The 15,538-nt window shown below is 36.0% G+C and carries 15 protein-coding genes; 7 read left to right on the top strand and 8 right to left on the bottom strand.

Going from position 1 to position 15,538, the window contains the following annotated elements; genetic code table 11:
• The first annotated feature begins 120 nt into the window (after positions 1–120).
• The gene (locus KGI01_RS08655; RefSeq protein ID WP_141274358.1) at positions 121–876 is read left to right on the top strand and encodes a polyphosphate kinase 2 family protein; all 756 of its coding nucleotides are present in this window, start codon (positions 121–123) and stop codon (positions 874–876) included.
• Positions 877–924: 48 nt separating this feature from the next.
• The gene (locus KGI01_RS08660) at positions 925–1,470 is read left to right on the top strand and encodes a GNAT family N-acetyltransferase (protein ID WP_141274359.1); all 546 of its coding nucleotides are present in this window, start codon (positions 925–927) and stop codon (positions 1,468–1,470) included.
• A 96-nt stretch (positions 1,471–1,566) separates the two neighbouring features.
• Here KGI01_RS08660 and KGI01_RS08665 read toward each other — a convergent pair whose 3' ends face one another.
• From KGI01_RS08665 to KGI01_RS08675, 3 genes are all read right to left on the bottom strand, one after another.
• Positions 1,567–2,130 carry a beta-class carbonic anhydrase gene (locus KGI01_RS08665; RefSeq protein WP_141274360.1) on the bottom strand — a complete coding sequence of 188 codons (564 nt, stop codon included), beginning with the start codon at positions 2,128–2,130 and terminating at the stop codon, positions 1,567–1,569.
• Between the two features lie 83 nt (positions 2,131–2,213).
• A complete protein-coding gene (mreBH, locus tag KGI01_RS08670; RefSeq protein ID WP_141274361.1) occupies positions 2,214–3,206 on the bottom strand; it encodes a rod-share determining protein MreBH in 993 nt (330 codons plus the stop codon).
• Positions 3,207–3,542: 336 nt separating this feature from the next.
• On the bottom strand, positions 3,543–4,775 hold the full coding sequence (locus KGI01_RS08675; protein ID WP_141274362.1) for an aminopeptidase: 1,233 nt from the start codon (positions 4,773–4,775) through the stop codon (positions 3,543–3,545).
• 262 nt (positions 4,776–5,037) lie between these two features.
• Between KGI01_RS08675 and motA the strand changes: the two genes are divergently transcribed.
• Both motA and motB read left to right on the top strand, forming a co-directional pair.
• The gene (motA, locus tag KGI01_RS08680; protein ID WP_068450893.1) at positions 5,038–5,841 is read left to right on the top strand and encodes a flagellar motor stator protein MotA; all 804 of its coding nucleotides are present in this window, start codon (positions 5,038–5,040) and stop codon (positions 5,839–5,841) included.
• A complete protein-coding gene (gene motB / locus KGI01_RS08685) occupies positions 5,825–6,589 on the top strand; it encodes a flagellar motor protein MotB (protein WP_141274363.1) in 765 nt (254 codons plus the stop codon). The genes motA and motB overlap by 17 nt, the downstream gene beginning before the upstream one ends.
• Positions 6,590–6,686: 97 nt before the next feature.
• Here the strand turns inward: motB and KGI01_RS08690 are convergent, their stop codons facing one another.
• Together KGI01_RS08690 and KGI01_RS08695 are read right to left on the bottom strand one after the other, a co-directional pair.
• A complete protein-coding gene (locus tag KGI01_RS08690) occupies positions 6,687–6,908 on the bottom strand; it encodes a DUF1128 domain-containing protein (RefSeq protein WP_068450900.1) in 222 nt (73 codons plus the stop codon).
• Between the two features lie 76 nt (positions 6,909–6,984).
• Entirely contained in the window at positions 6,985–8,361 is a 1,377-nt protein-coding gene (locus tag KGI01_RS08695; RefSeq protein WP_141274364.1) for an alanine/glycine:cation symporter family protein, read from the bottom strand.
• A 218-nt stretch (positions 8,362–8,579) separates the two neighbouring features.
• Here KGI01_RS08695 and KGI01_RS08700 point away from each other — a divergent pair, with 218 nt between their 5' ends.
• Positions 8,580–8,930 (top strand): YtxH domain-containing protein, encoded by a 351-nt coding sequence (locus KGI01_RS08700; protein ID WP_141274365.1) that lies wholly within the window; start codon positions 8,580–8,582, stop codon positions 8,928–8,930.
• A gap of 23 nt (positions 8,931–8,953) precedes the next feature.
• Complete coding sequence (locus KGI01_RS08705) at positions 8,954–9,949, top strand: YihY/virulence factor BrkB family protein (RefSeq protein ID WP_255314767.1); 996 nt, start codon at positions 8,954–8,956, stop codon at positions 9,947–9,949.
• A gap of 46 nt (positions 9,950–9,995) precedes the next feature.
• Here the strand turns inward: KGI01_RS08705 and KGI01_RS08710 are convergent, their stop codons facing one another.
• From KGI01_RS08710 to KGI01_RS08720, 3 genes are all read right to left on the bottom strand, one after another.
• Positions 9,996–11,894: a heavy metal translocating P-type ATPase gene (locus tag KGI01_RS08710; protein ID WP_141274366.1), complete on the bottom strand. Its 1,899-nt coding sequence runs from the start codon at positions 11,892–11,894 to the stop codon at positions 9,996–9,998.
• Between the two features lie 270 nt (positions 11,895–12,164).
• On the bottom strand, positions 12,165–13,697 hold the full coding sequence (locus KGI01_RS08715) for a fumarate hydratase (protein ID WP_068450910.1): 1,533 nt from the start codon (positions 13,695–13,697) through the stop codon (positions 12,165–12,167).
• Between the two features lie 187 nt (positions 13,698–13,884).
• The gene (locus KGI01_RS08720; protein WP_141274367.1) at positions 13,885–14,085 is read right to left on the bottom strand and encodes an SE1561 family protein; all 201 of its coding nucleotides are present in this window, start codon (positions 14,083–14,085) and stop codon (positions 13,885–13,887) included.
• 185 nt (positions 14,086–14,270) lie between these two features.
• Between KGI01_RS08720 and KGI01_RS08725 the strand changes: the two genes are divergently transcribed.
• On the top strand, positions 14,271–15,437 hold the full coding sequence (locus KGI01_RS08725; RefSeq protein WP_373863131.1) for an MFS transporter: 1,167 nt from the start codon (positions 14,271–14,273) through the stop codon (positions 15,435–15,437).
• Positions 15,438–15,538: the final 101 nt, after the last annotated feature.

A 15,538-nucleotide genomic window follows, 5' to 3' on the forward strand; every position in this document is an offset into this window, starting at 1 on the left:
CGTATTTAAAAATACTAACTATCATTATACACGTCTTTCATAGTGCAATCATTTTCAATTTGGTGAACGTTTCATAAAAAAAGGGTATATATAATCAGATTCAGGAAAAGGAGTGTTTACATGACTCAATCTTTAGAAGAATTAAATATGGATAAGAAGTTCAATAGTAAGAAGTCGTATAAAAAAGAATTAAAAAAATTACAGCTAAAAATGTTAACGTTACAACAGACGTTGCATCGTAATAATATCGGTTTAATTATAGCCTTTGAAGGAATGGACGCAGCTGGAAAAGGTGGCGCGATTAAGCGCTTGATTGAACGATTAGATCCACGTGGTTATGTTGTACATCCAATTTCAGCTCCAAAGCCACACGAATTACGTCACAACTACTTACAACGTTTCTGGCGTAAGCTACCGTTTAGAGGAAGTATAGGTATTTTTGACCGTAGTTGGTATGGTCGTGTATTAGTAGAGCGAATTGAAGGTTTTGCAACGGAAGCTGAATGGACACGTGCTTACCGTGAGATTAATGAGTTCGAGCGTGTACTGACAGATGATCACTATATTATTTTGAAGTTCTGGCTACAAATCACAGAGGAAGAACAATTGAATCGTTTTAATGCACGTGAGAAGGATCCATATAAATCTTGGAAGCTAACAGATGAAGATTGGCGCAATCGTAAAAAATGGCCTCAGTATGTTCAAGCAGCAAATGATATGTTTGCTAAAACAGATCATCCGAATGCACCATGGATTTTAGTTGCAGGTAATGATAAAAAATATGCAAGAATCAAAGTATTAAAAGAAACAATTAAGCATTGTGAATCGAAAATTAAAAGTATGGGAATTGAGATTGATTACCCAGATGAGAAATAGTTTTTTAGTTAAAAGCTCATGAAATTGTGTAGAGAGAGATGATGTGGCATGCTTTACTTAGAGAGCGAACGCTGTATATATCGGGTATTAATTGAAGAAGATGCGGAAGCATTAACAAACCTAGTTGTACAAAACAAGCGATTTTGGTCCATCCATGAGCCACTTCATAGCCCTGAATATTATACGAAGAATTTTCAATTGAAGCGAATTAACGATTCGATGCATCAAATGAATATGCGTCGAGAGTATAGTTTTGGAATCTTCCTTAAAAATACGAAAGAGTTAATTGGTCATATATCGATTTATTCCATTAAGCGCTTGCCTTTTTCGAGTGCGTTCATCGGTTATTCCTTAGATGAGCGCTTTACTCGTAAAGGAATTACAACAGAAGCGGTGGAATGTATTACAAAATTCGCCTTTGAAAATTTGGATTTACATAGAATTGAAGCCTATGTATCGCCAGCGAATGAAGGGTCTTATCGTGTGCTAGAAAAAGTCGGTTATCAACGTGAAGGGTTGTTAAAACAATTACTTTATATTAATGGTGTATGGGTAGATCATTATCTATATGCGAAGCTTGCAGAGGAACATTGAAAAGGTAAGACACTTTGGTATAAGTGGAAAAGACAATTTAAAAAGAAGTTTTAAAAAAGAACCGCCGTCTCACCAAGACAGCGGTTCTTTTTATTATTATAGGTCGTAGCCGTTTGTTACAAGTTCAAGTTCGCCTGTTTTTGGATCAATGATTAAACCATGTACAGGTACATCTTTTGTGATTAAAGGATGGTTACGTACAACGTTTACGCTACGTTTCACTTCTTCTTCTAAATCAGTGAAACCTTTTAACCAATCCTCAACGTCGATTCCTGTATGCGAGATAATTTCAAATGTCTTATCATCTACCCCACGTGATTTAATTTCGTTGATGACTTTTGACGGATCCATTGAATTCATACCACAGTTTTTGTGTCCAACTACAAGTACTTCCTCTGCTTTTAAAGCATACACTGCAACCAAAACACTTCGCATGATACTGCCGAATGGATTGTTAATTTGTGCCCCTGCTGTTTTGATCATTTTCGCATCACCATTTTTAATGTTGATTGCTTTTTGTAATAATTCAATTAAGCGCGCATCCATACAAGTTACAATCGCTAACTTTTTATTCGGCACTACATCCGATACATATGATACATAATCTTGGTTTTCTACAAATTTTTTGTTAAACTCTAAAATCTCATCTAATTTTCTCATTACAAACTCCCCTCCCACATTTAATTTTATCTAAAAAAAATAAAAAATTAAATGTTTATGGTAAAAATGCATAAAAAGAACGATTATTTAAGGTAATGTAGTGTTTCTGTTGAGAGACCTGTACCAATCGCAACCGCTTCAAGAGGAGATTGTGCTCTGTAAACTGGAATAAATAGTTCATTTGCTAACCATTCATCTAATCCTTGTAGTAAAGATGTCCCGCCAGCAAGAACGATACCACGCTCCACAATATCACCAGCAAGTTCTGGTGGACAAGATTCTAGAGTACGACGAATCAGTTCTAAAATCGCTTGGAATGTTTCAGATAAGCAATCTTGTAGCTGCATCGAATCAATTGTAATACTACGTGGTAATCCTGTGACTAAGTCACGTCCTGTTACGGTCATTTGCGCTACTGCATGTTCAATTGGTGCATGACCAATCTCAATTTTGATTTCTTCAGCAGTTTTAGCACCAATTAATAAATTGAATTCTTTGCGTAGATAGTGAATGATATCATCATTAATTGAGTCGCCACCAATTTTGGCAGTTGCCGTTGTTACAATGCCACCTAATGAGATGATGCCAACTTCAGTTGTACCACCGCCTAAATCAACAATTGCGCTCGCTGTAGGTTCGTTTACAGGTAATTCTGCTCCAATAGCTGCAGCAACAGGTTCATCAATTAAAAATACCTCTTTAGCTCCACATTGGCGTGCAGCATCCTGAATAGCTAAACGCTCAATCGATGTTGCCCCAGAAGGTGCACAAATAACGATGTTCGGTTTTTTAAATCGTCCTTTGTCTTTAAAGACGCGATCCAAAATCGTTTTTAAAAGAGTAGTTGCCATATCAAAATCTGCAATGACACCATCTTTAAGTGGGTGACATACTGTAATATTCGGTGGTGTTTTTCCAATCATTGCTTTGGCTTCATGACCAATCGCAATTACTTGCTTTGTTGTTGTATTGACAGCCACGACAGATGGCTCATTCAAAATAATACCTTTATTTTTTACGTACACTAATGTGTTCGCTGTACCTAAATCAATTCCAAGAGCTGAAGATGTAAACATCAAACAACGCCTCCTCTAGCTTTGTATAAATATCTAATATGATAAAAAAATAACAAATCAGTCGTTTTAATAGTATAAATGAAGAAAAAAGGGAATGATAGTTTAAATATGAAGGATAAAAAAGGGAATAAAAATAGAGTTGTTGATATATCAATATGTAACGGCTTTTATTAGGATAAAAGTCTACTATTTAATTTTTTTAAATGCGCTAAATGTGTTAGAAGAAGAAAAAAAATTTATCCTACATTTTAATAAAAAATCGCTTTTTTATGATGTCATATAAAACAACGCCTCGTCTTAAAGACGAAACGTTCTTTTAAATGTTTCCACTAGAGATTAAAATGCCCAATTCCCGTTACGGAATACAGGAATACGTTCACCATCTTTTGTAATACCATCAATCTGCATATCACCAGAGCCAATCATAAAGTCGACGTGTGTCATACTGCGATTTAATCCTGCTTTTGCAAGTTCTTCTTGTGACATTTCTGTTCCATTTTCTACACAAAAAGCATAGGCACTACCAATCGCTAAATGGTTTGAAGCATTCTCATCGAATAGTGTGTTGTAGTAAAGGAGACCAGAGTTTGAAATAGGTGAATCATGTGGTACAAGTGCTACTTCACCTAAGAAGTGAGATCCTTCATCTGTTGCAACTAAATCCTTTAATACTTGTTCACCTTGTTCAGCGGATACATCTACAATGCGGCCTTTTTCAAACGTGATTTTAAAGTTGTCGATGATTGTTCCACCGTAGCTTAATGGTTTTGTACTGCTTACATAACCATCTACACCATCCTTAAAAGGTGCTGTGAAAACTTCTTCAGTTGGGATATTCGCCATAAAATCAAACCCAGCTTCATTCTTACTACCACCACCACTCCAAATATGGTGTTCAGGTAATTCGATTGTTAAGTCAGTACCAGGTGCTGTGTAATGTAATTTGAGGAAGTGATAACGATTCAATTCATCTACTTTTGTACTAAGCTGCTCATCATGTACTTTCCAAGCTTTAATAGGTTGTTCTAAGTCAGCGCGTGTCGCTTTAAAAATAGCTTCCCATAGAGCAGGAACTTGTTCTTCAGTTGGTAAGTCGGCAAACATCATAGCAGCCCAGTCTTTTGAAGGGGCTGCAGCGACAGTCCAGCTAATTTTGTTTGCTTGTGAAGCTTGACGATATTTTTCTAAACCTTGACCTGCAGCTTTTTGGAATGCTGCAATTTTTTCTGGCATAATCCCTTTTAATAAGTCAGGGCTAGATGATTTTACTTTAATAAAAGCAGCCCCATGTTCAGCTAGCCATTCTTTTTCAACTGTTTGCCAAATAGGAAAGTGGTTGAATTCTTCAAGTGGTGCATGTTCAAAATGTAAACGACTAATAACATCATCATCATAATGTACAAATACTTGTTTTGCTCCAGCTTCATATGCCTTTTTAGCTAATGCTTTTGCAAGTTCTGAATTCTCAACTGTCACGTCAATAAATAAATATTGATCTGGTTGAAGATTTGATCCTACACGAATTAAAAGTTCTGCATAATTTTCTAATTTTTCTTGAAAACGTAACATTAAAACCCATCCTTTGTTAATATAGAATTAATAGAAACTTCTATTCTATTTTCAACTATTTCGGTTAACGAATCAAGTTAAACATATAAAATCAAAAGAATAATAACAACTGGTACTAAACACTCTATTATATGTAATTTGGCAGTGAACGTTTGTACATAGAAATTTTCATGAAATATCCAATGAATGTAGTAGATGTTTATTAAGATTTAAGAATTTACACCGAAATATAAAGAAGAATGACGACTTTGGAGGTTCTGAAATGGATATATCATCAGTTATAGGGATTATACTTGGACTTGTCTCTCTTATTGTAGGGATGTTCTTTAAAGGTGTAACACCGGATGCCTTACTTAATCCAGCGGCGCTTTTTATTATCATTTTAGGAACGATTGCTACTGTTGTAATTGCCTTCCCAATGAGTGAGCTAAAGCGCATACCAAAATTATTTGGTGTTTTATTTAAGGATAAAAAATTAGTAAGTGATTTAGAAATTATTCAATTATTCTCAAGTTGGGCAGATTTAGCTCGTCGAGAAGGTTTGCTTGCCTTAGAGAGTAAAGTGGATGAAGTAGACGATTCATTCCTTAAAAATGGTTTAACATTAGCAATTGATGGTCAAAATGCAGATTACATACGCGATGTGTTAACAGAAGAAGTAGAATCAATGGAAGAACGTCATAGTGCGGGGGCGCAAATTTTTACACAAGCGGGTACTTACGCGCCCACATTAGGTGTATTAGGAGCTGTAATTGGTCTGATTGCAGCGTTAAAAGAATTAGATGATGTTGAAAAGTTAGGTTTAGCGATTTCAGCAGCCTTCGTTGCAACATTACTCGGTATTTTTACAGGTTACGTATTATGGCATCCATTCGCAAATAAATTAAAGCGAAAGTCAGCTGTTGAAGTAAAACAGAAGATGATGATTATAGAAGGTATCCTTTCAGTATTAGAAGGGGAGGCTCCTCGCGTAATCGAACAAAAATTGGCATCATACTTACCGAAAAGTGAACGTGCTAAAATAATTGGCGAAAGCGGGGCGGATGGCCTTGGCAAAGAAAGCTAAAAAACATAAAAAACATGAGGAACATATTCCAGAGTCTTGGCTAATTCCATATGCAGATATTTTAACGCTATTACTAGCACTCTTTATTGTATTGTTTGCATCTTCATCTGTTGATGTGAAGAAGTTATCACAATTATCCGCTGTATTTAGTACAGTATTTGATGGTGGTTCAGGCGTTATGGATAATCCATCACCAGTCGAAACAGATATACCGAGTAGCGAAACATTAAGTGCGTATCAAGAAGATCAACGTCAGTTAAAAGAAATTGAGACAGATGTAGAACAATATATCGCAAGTAAAGAATTAGAAGGGAAATTCGATACAAAGATGACAGAAGATGGTCTACTCATTACGATTAAAGCAAGTGTTCTATTTGACCCTGGTCAGGCCGTCATCTCATCTAAATATGAATATATTGCAAAAGATTTGGCGAAAGTACTTAATTTAAAACCAAAACGTTCGGTTGTCGTGTCGGGTTATACAGATACAGTACCAACTACGGGTAGTCAGTTTTCTTCAAACTGGGAGTTGAGTGCAATTCGTGCAGTAAACTTTTTAACCTTACTTATAAATTCGAATAAAGAACTAGATCCTGCTTATTTCAGCGCCAAAGGATATGGTGAGAACAATCCTGTCGCATCGAATGATACAGCAGAGGGAAAAGCTAAAAACCGTCGTGTAGAGGTTCTTGTGCAGCCTTTAGTAAAAGAAGATGGTTCATCATATGAACAAACAAATAGTAAATAGAAAAAGAGGGTGGAGTAAAATCCAGCCTCTTTTTATTGTTTAGATATAGTACATAAAAAAGAAGTACAATGGGAAAATCCCAAAGCACTTCTTTTACTTATTTACGCAGTGAACCAAGTTCTGCTACGATTGCTTGCATTTCACTTGGACTAAAAGCATCGCGCTTATGTACTAATTCATATAAGTACACAAGATCTTCGTAACTCTCCGTGTCGAAGTTTTCAGGTTTCATGGCATCTGCATTGACCATGCGTAATTTTTCTTTAATCGCTTCAATCATGAAGTGAATATTTTCTGTAGATGGCGTTGTTAAATCCAAAAGGAACCCCTACCTTTCAAAGTTGGTTACCTTTTATAATTCCATTCATACAGCCAATTGTCAATGACAATTTGATTTAAGATTTACTAGCACGTAATGCTAATTTTTCTTCTTTTAATGTTTTTTGAATAATACGTGTTTCAGCTACAATAACACCTGATAAACCGACAAGACCGATTAAGTTAGGAATCGCCATTAAGCCGTTCGCTACATCCGAGAATGTCCATACAAGATCAAGAGATGATGTTGCACCTACATAAACAAATAATACGAAGATGATACGATAGATTGTCCCAGCGATTGGTGTCTTTACAAGATATTGTAGACACTTTTCACCATAGTAAGCCCAACCCATAATTGTTGAAGAAGCAAAGAATACAAGACCGATTGCTACAACATATGGACCCCATGCGCCTAGGAATGTATCAAATGCAGCAGTTGTTAATTCGTTCGCTGCCATATCTTTATTTGTATAAACACCTGACATAACGATTGTTAAACCTGTAATTGAACAGATTAAGATGGTATCTAAGAATACTTGTGTCATCGAGATTAAAGCTTGACGACCTGGTAAGTCTGTTTTTGCAGCAGCAGCAGCGATTGGTGCAGAACCAAGACCAGCTTCGTTTGAGAAAATCCCACGTGCAACCCCGTAACGAATCGCAGCACCGACAGCACCACCACCAGCAGCAGAGAATGAAAATGCATCTTTAAAAATAATACCAAAAGCAGCAGGTACATCTGTAATGTTCGTAAAGATTACAATTAAACCAGCAAGTAAATAGAAGATTGCCATAACCGGTACAAATACAGCTGTTACGCTACCGATTGATGAAATACCACCTAAAATAACTAACCCTACAACAACGGTTAATACAATACCTGTAATCCAAGGCGCAACATTGAACGTGTTACTTACAACACCAGCAACTGAGTTCGATTGTGTACCATTACCGATACCAAATGATGCGATAACACCGAAGAAAGCGAATAGAACTGCTAACCATTTTTGCTTTAGACCACGCTCTAAGTAGTACATCGGTCCACCAGCCATTTGTCCTTTTTCATCTTTCACGCGATATTTTACGGCTAATAGTGCTTCACCGTATTTTGTTGCCATACCTAATATTGCAGCTACCCACATCCAGAAAATTGCTCCTGGTCCCCCTAGAATAACAGCAGTGGCTACCCCGACAATATTACCTGTTCCCACTGTCGCAGCTAAAGCTGTCGTCAATGCTTGGAATTGTGAAATATCCCCTTCAGCCGATTTGGCATGGTTTTTTGAAAATACTAATTTTAAAGCAGTTGGTAACAAACGAATTTGTAAAAAACCAATACGAATTGTTAAGTAAATCCCTGTCCCTAAAATTAAGACGATTAGCGGTATCCCCCATAACACGCCTGAAACCTCGCCTAAAAATGCATTTAACTTATCTCCCAAAGCCCCCATTGAATTACCCCCTAAAAATGTAATTTTTCTTTAAAATGGAAAAATTAAAGCATACAACTATTTTCATAAAATTCTGTTAAATTGTCAATACCTAAAATGAATTTATATTATAACTATTTGTTATGATATAATGTATGCTAGCATAACGGTTTACTCACGAAGGAGAAGGGTACTATAATTGGGATTAGGAAATACATAAAAAACCGGAGGAGATAACTATGGGAAAAAAATTAGTGTATGGTATTTTAGCAGGAGCAGCAATTGGAGCAGCAGTAAGCTTAATGAATCGCGAAACACGAGAAAAAGCAGTACAAAAAGTAACGAACTTAAAAACAGATACACAATATTACTATTACAATCGTGATGAGCTAAAACAAAAAGCAACAGAGAAATTTAGCAAATTACAAGGCATTGTAGAAATGGTGATGGAGAATAAAGATTATTATTTGGAAAAAATTGCTGAATTTAGAGAAACACCTAAATTAACTGAGGAAGTAAAAATTGCGAAAGAGGTAACGAATCAAGGTGTAGACGATGTTAAAAAAGCTGAAGATGTCATTCACCTATAAACTTTAAGAAGGGGGAGGTTTATATGGCGAGGAAAGCAAAAGTTAAACATTCATCTGAAATGTTCGAGCGTTTAAAAATGATGCAAGTTAAAAAGAGACAACGCGACATTGAAGTAGATGAACTCGATTATACAACGCGTAAAGGGTATATAAAAGGTCTAATAGAAGGTATAAAAAAAGCAGATGTATCAAGTTCAGGAGCACAACTGGCCTATTTCTTCCTTCTATCATTATTTCCATTACTTATTTTTATTTTAACGCTTGTTCCATTTCTAAATTTGCGTCCAGAACAAGTTTTTATATTTTTAGAAACAGCGTTACCGTCTGAAACCTATAATCTGATCAGTTCCACATTGAGAGAAGTTTTGGATACGCGCAGTGGGAGTTTATTATCAATTGGTATTATTGCGACTTTATGGTCTGCATCCAATGGAGTAAATGCGCTTATCAAGAGTTTAAATCGCTCTTATGGAATTGAAGAAACAAGACCTTTTTTAATTGCTAGAGGAATGTCACTTATTTTAACCTTGATGTTTATTGTGTTAATTATTGTAGCTTTAGTCTTACCTGTATTTGGTCAAACTATTGGAAAAACTTTGTTTAATGAAATTGGATTAGGAGATAACTTTTTAATAATTTGGCAATACGTTCGAATTATTTTACCACCTATTTTAATAGCGAGTGTATTAATAATTGTTTATTGGGTGGCACCAAATATGCCGTTATATTTAAAAAGTGTCTTTCCAGGAGTTATTTTTGCCACTGCTGCTTGGATTGCTGTGTCATACGGTTTTTCATTCTATATTAGTAATTTTGCCAACTATTCCAAAACATATGGTAGTATTGGGGGAATTATTATTTTAATGTTATGGCTTTATATTATTGGTATTGTATTAGTGATTGGTGGACAGCTAAACGTAGTGACACAAAGAAGAACTGAACAGAAGATGCGAAGAATGGATCAAGTATCTAAGCAAGAAGAAAAAGGTAAAATTTCAACAAAAGTATCTTCAATTTAACGTAAAAAGAACAACCTCTAAAATAAAGAGGTTGTTCTTTTTTTTATTAAATTTTTGTGCGTAACATACGCAAACCATTTAGAATAACTAGAATCGTACTACCTTCATGTCCGATAACGCCGAGTGGTAAGTTAACAATTTGCAAGAAGTTAGAGATGACTAATAACATAATAATAGAAATAGAAAAGATAATATTTTGTTTCACGATTCGTTGCATTTTACGTGCTAGTTTAATGGCATGCGGAATTTTTGATAGATCATTTTTCATCAGTACGACATCTGCTGTTTCAAGTGCTACATCTGTTCCTTCACCCATCGCAATTCCTGTTGTTGCTGTTGCAAGAGCAGGCGCATCGTTAATGCCATCACCAACCATACCAACGAATTTATATTCTTCCATTAATTCTTTTACATGTTTTACTTTTGTATCCGGTAGACATTCCGCAATCGCTTGTTCAACGCCAGCTTCTTTTGCAATGACGTTAGCTGTATTATGGTTATCACCTGTTAGCATAACTGTGTGAATACCCATTTCATTCAACTGTTGAATCGCAAGTTTTGACTGTTCACGTACAGTATCTTTTAGTGCAACTAATGCTACAATCCCTTCATCATTTGCCATGAAGATGACTGTTTTACCTTCGTTTGTTAATTGATCTGCTAGATTGTTTTTAAATGCACGAACACGCTCAAAACCGACGAATTCAGGTTTACCAACTTGATACACTGTGCCATCAATTGTTCCTTTTAATCCCCAACCAGGCATGTCTTCAATTTGCGCTTTACGGAAAGTAGATACATTTTGTTCTTCTGCGTACGTTGTAATTGCGATTGCAAGTGGGTGATTAGATTGTGATTCAATCCCTGCTAACATCGCAAGCAATTCTTTTTCGTCTAATCCATCTGCAGTGACGAAATCTGTTACAACTGGTTTACCTCGTGTTAATGTTCCTGTTTTATCAAAAGCAATAGCGCGTAATGCACTTAAATGTTCGATGTGTAGACCACCTTTGAATAAAACACCACTACGAGCGCCACTTGAAATTGCTGATAGTGTTGCAGGTGTAATCGCTGCAACAAGCGCACATGGAGAAGCAACAACTAGTAATACCATCGCGCGATAAAATGTTGTGTTCCAGTCCCAATCTAATAAATAGTGGGGAAGGAAGAGCATAAGACCTACAACGGCTAAAACAATTTTGACATACGTTCCTTCAAAACGTTCGATGAATTGTTCAGAAGGTGATTTTTCACTTTGAGCTGACTGTACTAATTCAATAATTTTTGAGAAAAGTGAATCTGTATTTGGTTTTGTCATTTCGACAATTAATGTACTTGTTAAGTTTACTGTACCAGAGAATACTTCGTTTTGAATTTGTTTTGTTACAGGAATTGATTCACCTGTAATCGCTGATTCATCAATTGTTGAAATCCCTTCAACGACTACACCATCTGTTGGCACACGTTCGCCTGGTTTAATGAATAGACGATCCCCAACTTGTAATTCAGAAACTTGTACACGCTTTGTTGTACCATCTTCTAATAGTAAGTTTGCGACTTCAGGTTGTAAGTCCATTAGTGCTGAAATCTCTTTATGGCTTTTGTTCATCGCATAAGTTTCCATTGCACCACTTACTGCGAAGATGAAGATTAAGATGGCACCCTCTGTCCAATAACCGATAATTGCTGAGCCAATTGCAGCTAAAATCATCAATAATTCGACGTTCAAGGTTTTTTCTTTAATGGTCTCCTCAATACCTTCTTTTGCTTTTGCAAAGCCACCAATAATGAATGCAGCTAAGTATAAAACAACTACTAATGTAGTCTCGCCAATATTTTTGCTTAGAATCCATGCCACTAAAATAAGTACACCTGATAATAGGGCTGCAATCATTTCATGGTGTATTTTCATTTTCTCAATTAACGATTCATTTGTTTTTGTCATTCTTCCTACCTCCTTGAGAATGGATATCATTATCGAAACGGATATAAAATCAATAAAAAGCTTAAATATCAATGATTTTAGTTTGATTTATTTCTTTTTATTAATTTATAATTATTATAAATAAAGGGAGGTTAAAAGTCAACTAAATGAGAAAATGACATTGATTATCAATTATATAGAGGATTTAAATTAGAATGATTATCGTTAATGATTAGATAATAATATAAAAAAGCCGTAACGAAATGAATCGTTACGACTTCGATTTGTTTATTAGAATACGCGTTCAGCGTGATCTGCTAATTTTTCAAGTGATGATTTTTGAACATCTGCATGTAATGAGTTACCGTGAGAATCCATTGTAACTACCGCTGTGAAGTCTTCAACACCTAAGTGCCACATTGCTTCAGGGATACCAAATTCAAGTAAATCAACACCATCTACTGATTTAATACAGTCAGCATAGTACTGAGCAGCACCGCCGATTGCATTTAAGTATACGCCGCCATGTTCTTTTAATGCTGCAAGTGTTTTTGGACCCATGCCGCCTTTACCCATTACTGCGCGAATACCGAATTTTTTCATGATGTCGCCTTGGTATGGTTCTTCACGAATAGAAGTTGTTGGTCCAGCTGCTTTTACAGTCCAGTTACCATCTTCATCTTTAGCCATTACAGGACCACAGTGATAGATGATTTGACCATCTAAATCAACTGGTGCATCGTGGCTCATTAAGTGGTGGTGGATTGCGTCGCGTCCTGTGTACATACGACCAGAAATTTGAACAACATCTCCAACTTTTAATGAACGGATTTTTTCTTCTGTAATTGGTGCAGTTAATTTTACAACTTCGCCTTGTTGTTTTGTTTCAGCTTTTGCTTCTTCTTCAAAGCTGATTTTTTCGCCGTCTTGGTAGTGCCATTCCATAATTTCGCCAGTTTCAGCGTTAATGTTAACAGCCATACGACGATATGCCCAACAGTTGTATGCTACTGATACGAAGAATGAAGCAGGGATACGGTGCATAACGCCGATTTTACAACCAAGTAATGTTGCTTCACCGCCGAAGCCCATTGTACCGATACCGAATGTGTTCGCTGTTTTGACAACGTACTCTTCTAATTTTGCAAGATCTTCATTTGGATTCACATCATCTACGTGACGGAATAATTGTTCTTTAGCTAAATCGTATCCAGATGAACGATCGCCACCGATTCCAACACCGATGAAGCCTGCTGAACAGCCTTGACCTTGTGCTTGGTAAACTGAGTGTAAGATACATTTACGGATACCGTCTAGGTCACGACCAGCACGACCTAAACCTTCTAATTCAGTTGGTAAGCTATATTGAATATTTTTATTCTCACAGCCGCCGCCTTTTAAGATTAACTTCATTTCGATGTAATCTTTTTCCCACTGTTCAAACTTGATAACTGGAACACCTTCGCCAAGGTTGTCACCGCTATTTGCGCCTGTTAATGAATCAACGGCGTTTGGACGTAGTTTTGCGTCAGCAGTTGTTTGTGCAATTGCTTTTTTAATCATTTCTTTGATTTCGATTTGGTTTACGCCAACAGGTGTTTTAATTTTAAATGTTGGTAGACCTGTATCTTGGCAAATTGGAGATACATTATCATCAGCCATGAAAATATTGTTTGCGATTGTATCTAAACTCATTGCAGCGCGAGTTCCAGCATTTTCAGCTTCTTTCGCTTTTTTAATAGCACGACGAACGTCTTTTGGTAAGTTAGTAGATGTTTCTGTTACTAACTTATAAATGCTATTCTCAAGGTTTTGTAAATTCATAATAAAAAGTCCCCCTCAAAAGGTTTTATGTGAATCATTTTATATTATAACGTGTCTGAGTTGGGAGAAAAAGAGAATATATAGAAATGCAGTGATTTTTTCAGAAAATTGTATGCAACATAGACAGGAAAAGTATGAACAAAAAAAGAACAATTCGACTGTAATCGATTGTCCTTGTTTCGTTTATCTATTCTTTTTCTTCTGAATCAGTGCGTTTTTTAAATGTATCCATTTTTACTTCGATATCATCTACCATGGCAATTAAACGATCGATATCTTCTAACTCAGTCGTTTCAGGGTCGATTGCGTCTAGTACTTCCATGAAAATTTGCAGACGTTCTTTTAAATAGCTTACTTGCTGATCTTTATTTGTAATTGATTTACCCATCAGTACACCTCGTTTCATTGCTAGAATAACGGATTTATAACATTTTAGCAAATCCAAACAGAATTCGTTATTATCAGAATTTTCCGTTTATACATGAATGTATATTTACTAGGACTAAAATATGATACGATATGTTTCGGCTTTCAATTTATAAGCAAATTTATCTGTAGAAAGGAAGAAACTTGGTGAAAAATAACGATATTGCAAAAAAACGTTTTTGGATATTAGTCATCATCGTGTCGATTTCGGGTTTTTCTCAAGGAATGTTATTGCCGCTTATTTCAATCATTTTTGAAAAAGACGGTGTTGCTTCCTCACTCAATGGTTTAAATGCCACAGGTTTATATATAGGAACATTACTCATTGCACCATTCGTTGAACAACCTTTACGTCGTTTTGGCTACAAGCCTGTCATCGTTACAGGTGGGGCACTCGTATTTGCTTCATTATTTTTATTTCCTTTATGGAAAAGCGTATTATTTTGGTTCATCTTACGGTTAGTTATCGGAATTGGAGATCATGCGCTTCATTACGCAACACAAACATGGATTACAACGACAGCACCGCCTGAAAAATTAGGGAAGAATGTCGCGATTTACGGTTTATCATTCGGTCTTGGTTTCGCAGTTGGGCCTCAATTCGTTCCATTAGTTGAAATTAATGAAGCATTACCATTCATTGTTTCTTCATTACTATGTTTAGCAGCTTGGTCACTGATTTTCTTCTTAAAAAATGAAAAACCAGAACCAATTCAAGTGAATCAACATGGGAACACATTCGTACGTTATAAACGTGCGATGAAATATGCGTGGGTTGCATTTTTACCACCACTTGTTTATGGCTTTTTAGAATCTTCATTAAATGCCATCTTCCCAGTCTATGCAGTAAGAAATCACTTTGATTTATCGATGCTTGCCTTTACGCTATCTGCATTTTCAGTAGGGGGCATTCTAACCCAAATACCACTTGGAACACTTGGTGATCGCATTGGTAGAAGAAAAGTATCGCTCATTGCACTTGGCGGTGGCGGTTTAATGTTTTTATTCGGTAGCTTTTTCGAATCATCTGAGTGGATTATTTTAATTAGCTTTTTACTAGCTGGCATGTTCTGTGGTTCTGTATTCTCTCTCGGTATCTCATATATGACTGATTTAACACCGAAAGAGCTATTACCAACAGGGAACTTACTATGTAGTATTTTCTTCAGTGTTGGTAGTTTAGCAGGACCATTCTTAGGTGGTGCGTATGTACAATATGTGAATGCAAGCTTCCTCTTATTAATTGCAGGACTTATATTATCCGTATTCTTCATCGCATTAATTTTCGGTAAGGAAAGTAAAAAAGTAGTATAAAGAAAGAGGTAGGGAAAATTCCCCACCTCTTTTTTGTATGCTAATCAATTTTAAATTGATTAATCGCTTGTTTTAATAAGCCAATCTGATCTGATAAATGG

Source organism: Kurthia gibsonii, from assembly GCF_006539985.1.
Lineage (GTDB): Bacteria > Bacillota > Bacilli > Bacillales_A > Planococcaceae > Kurthia > Kurthia gibsonii.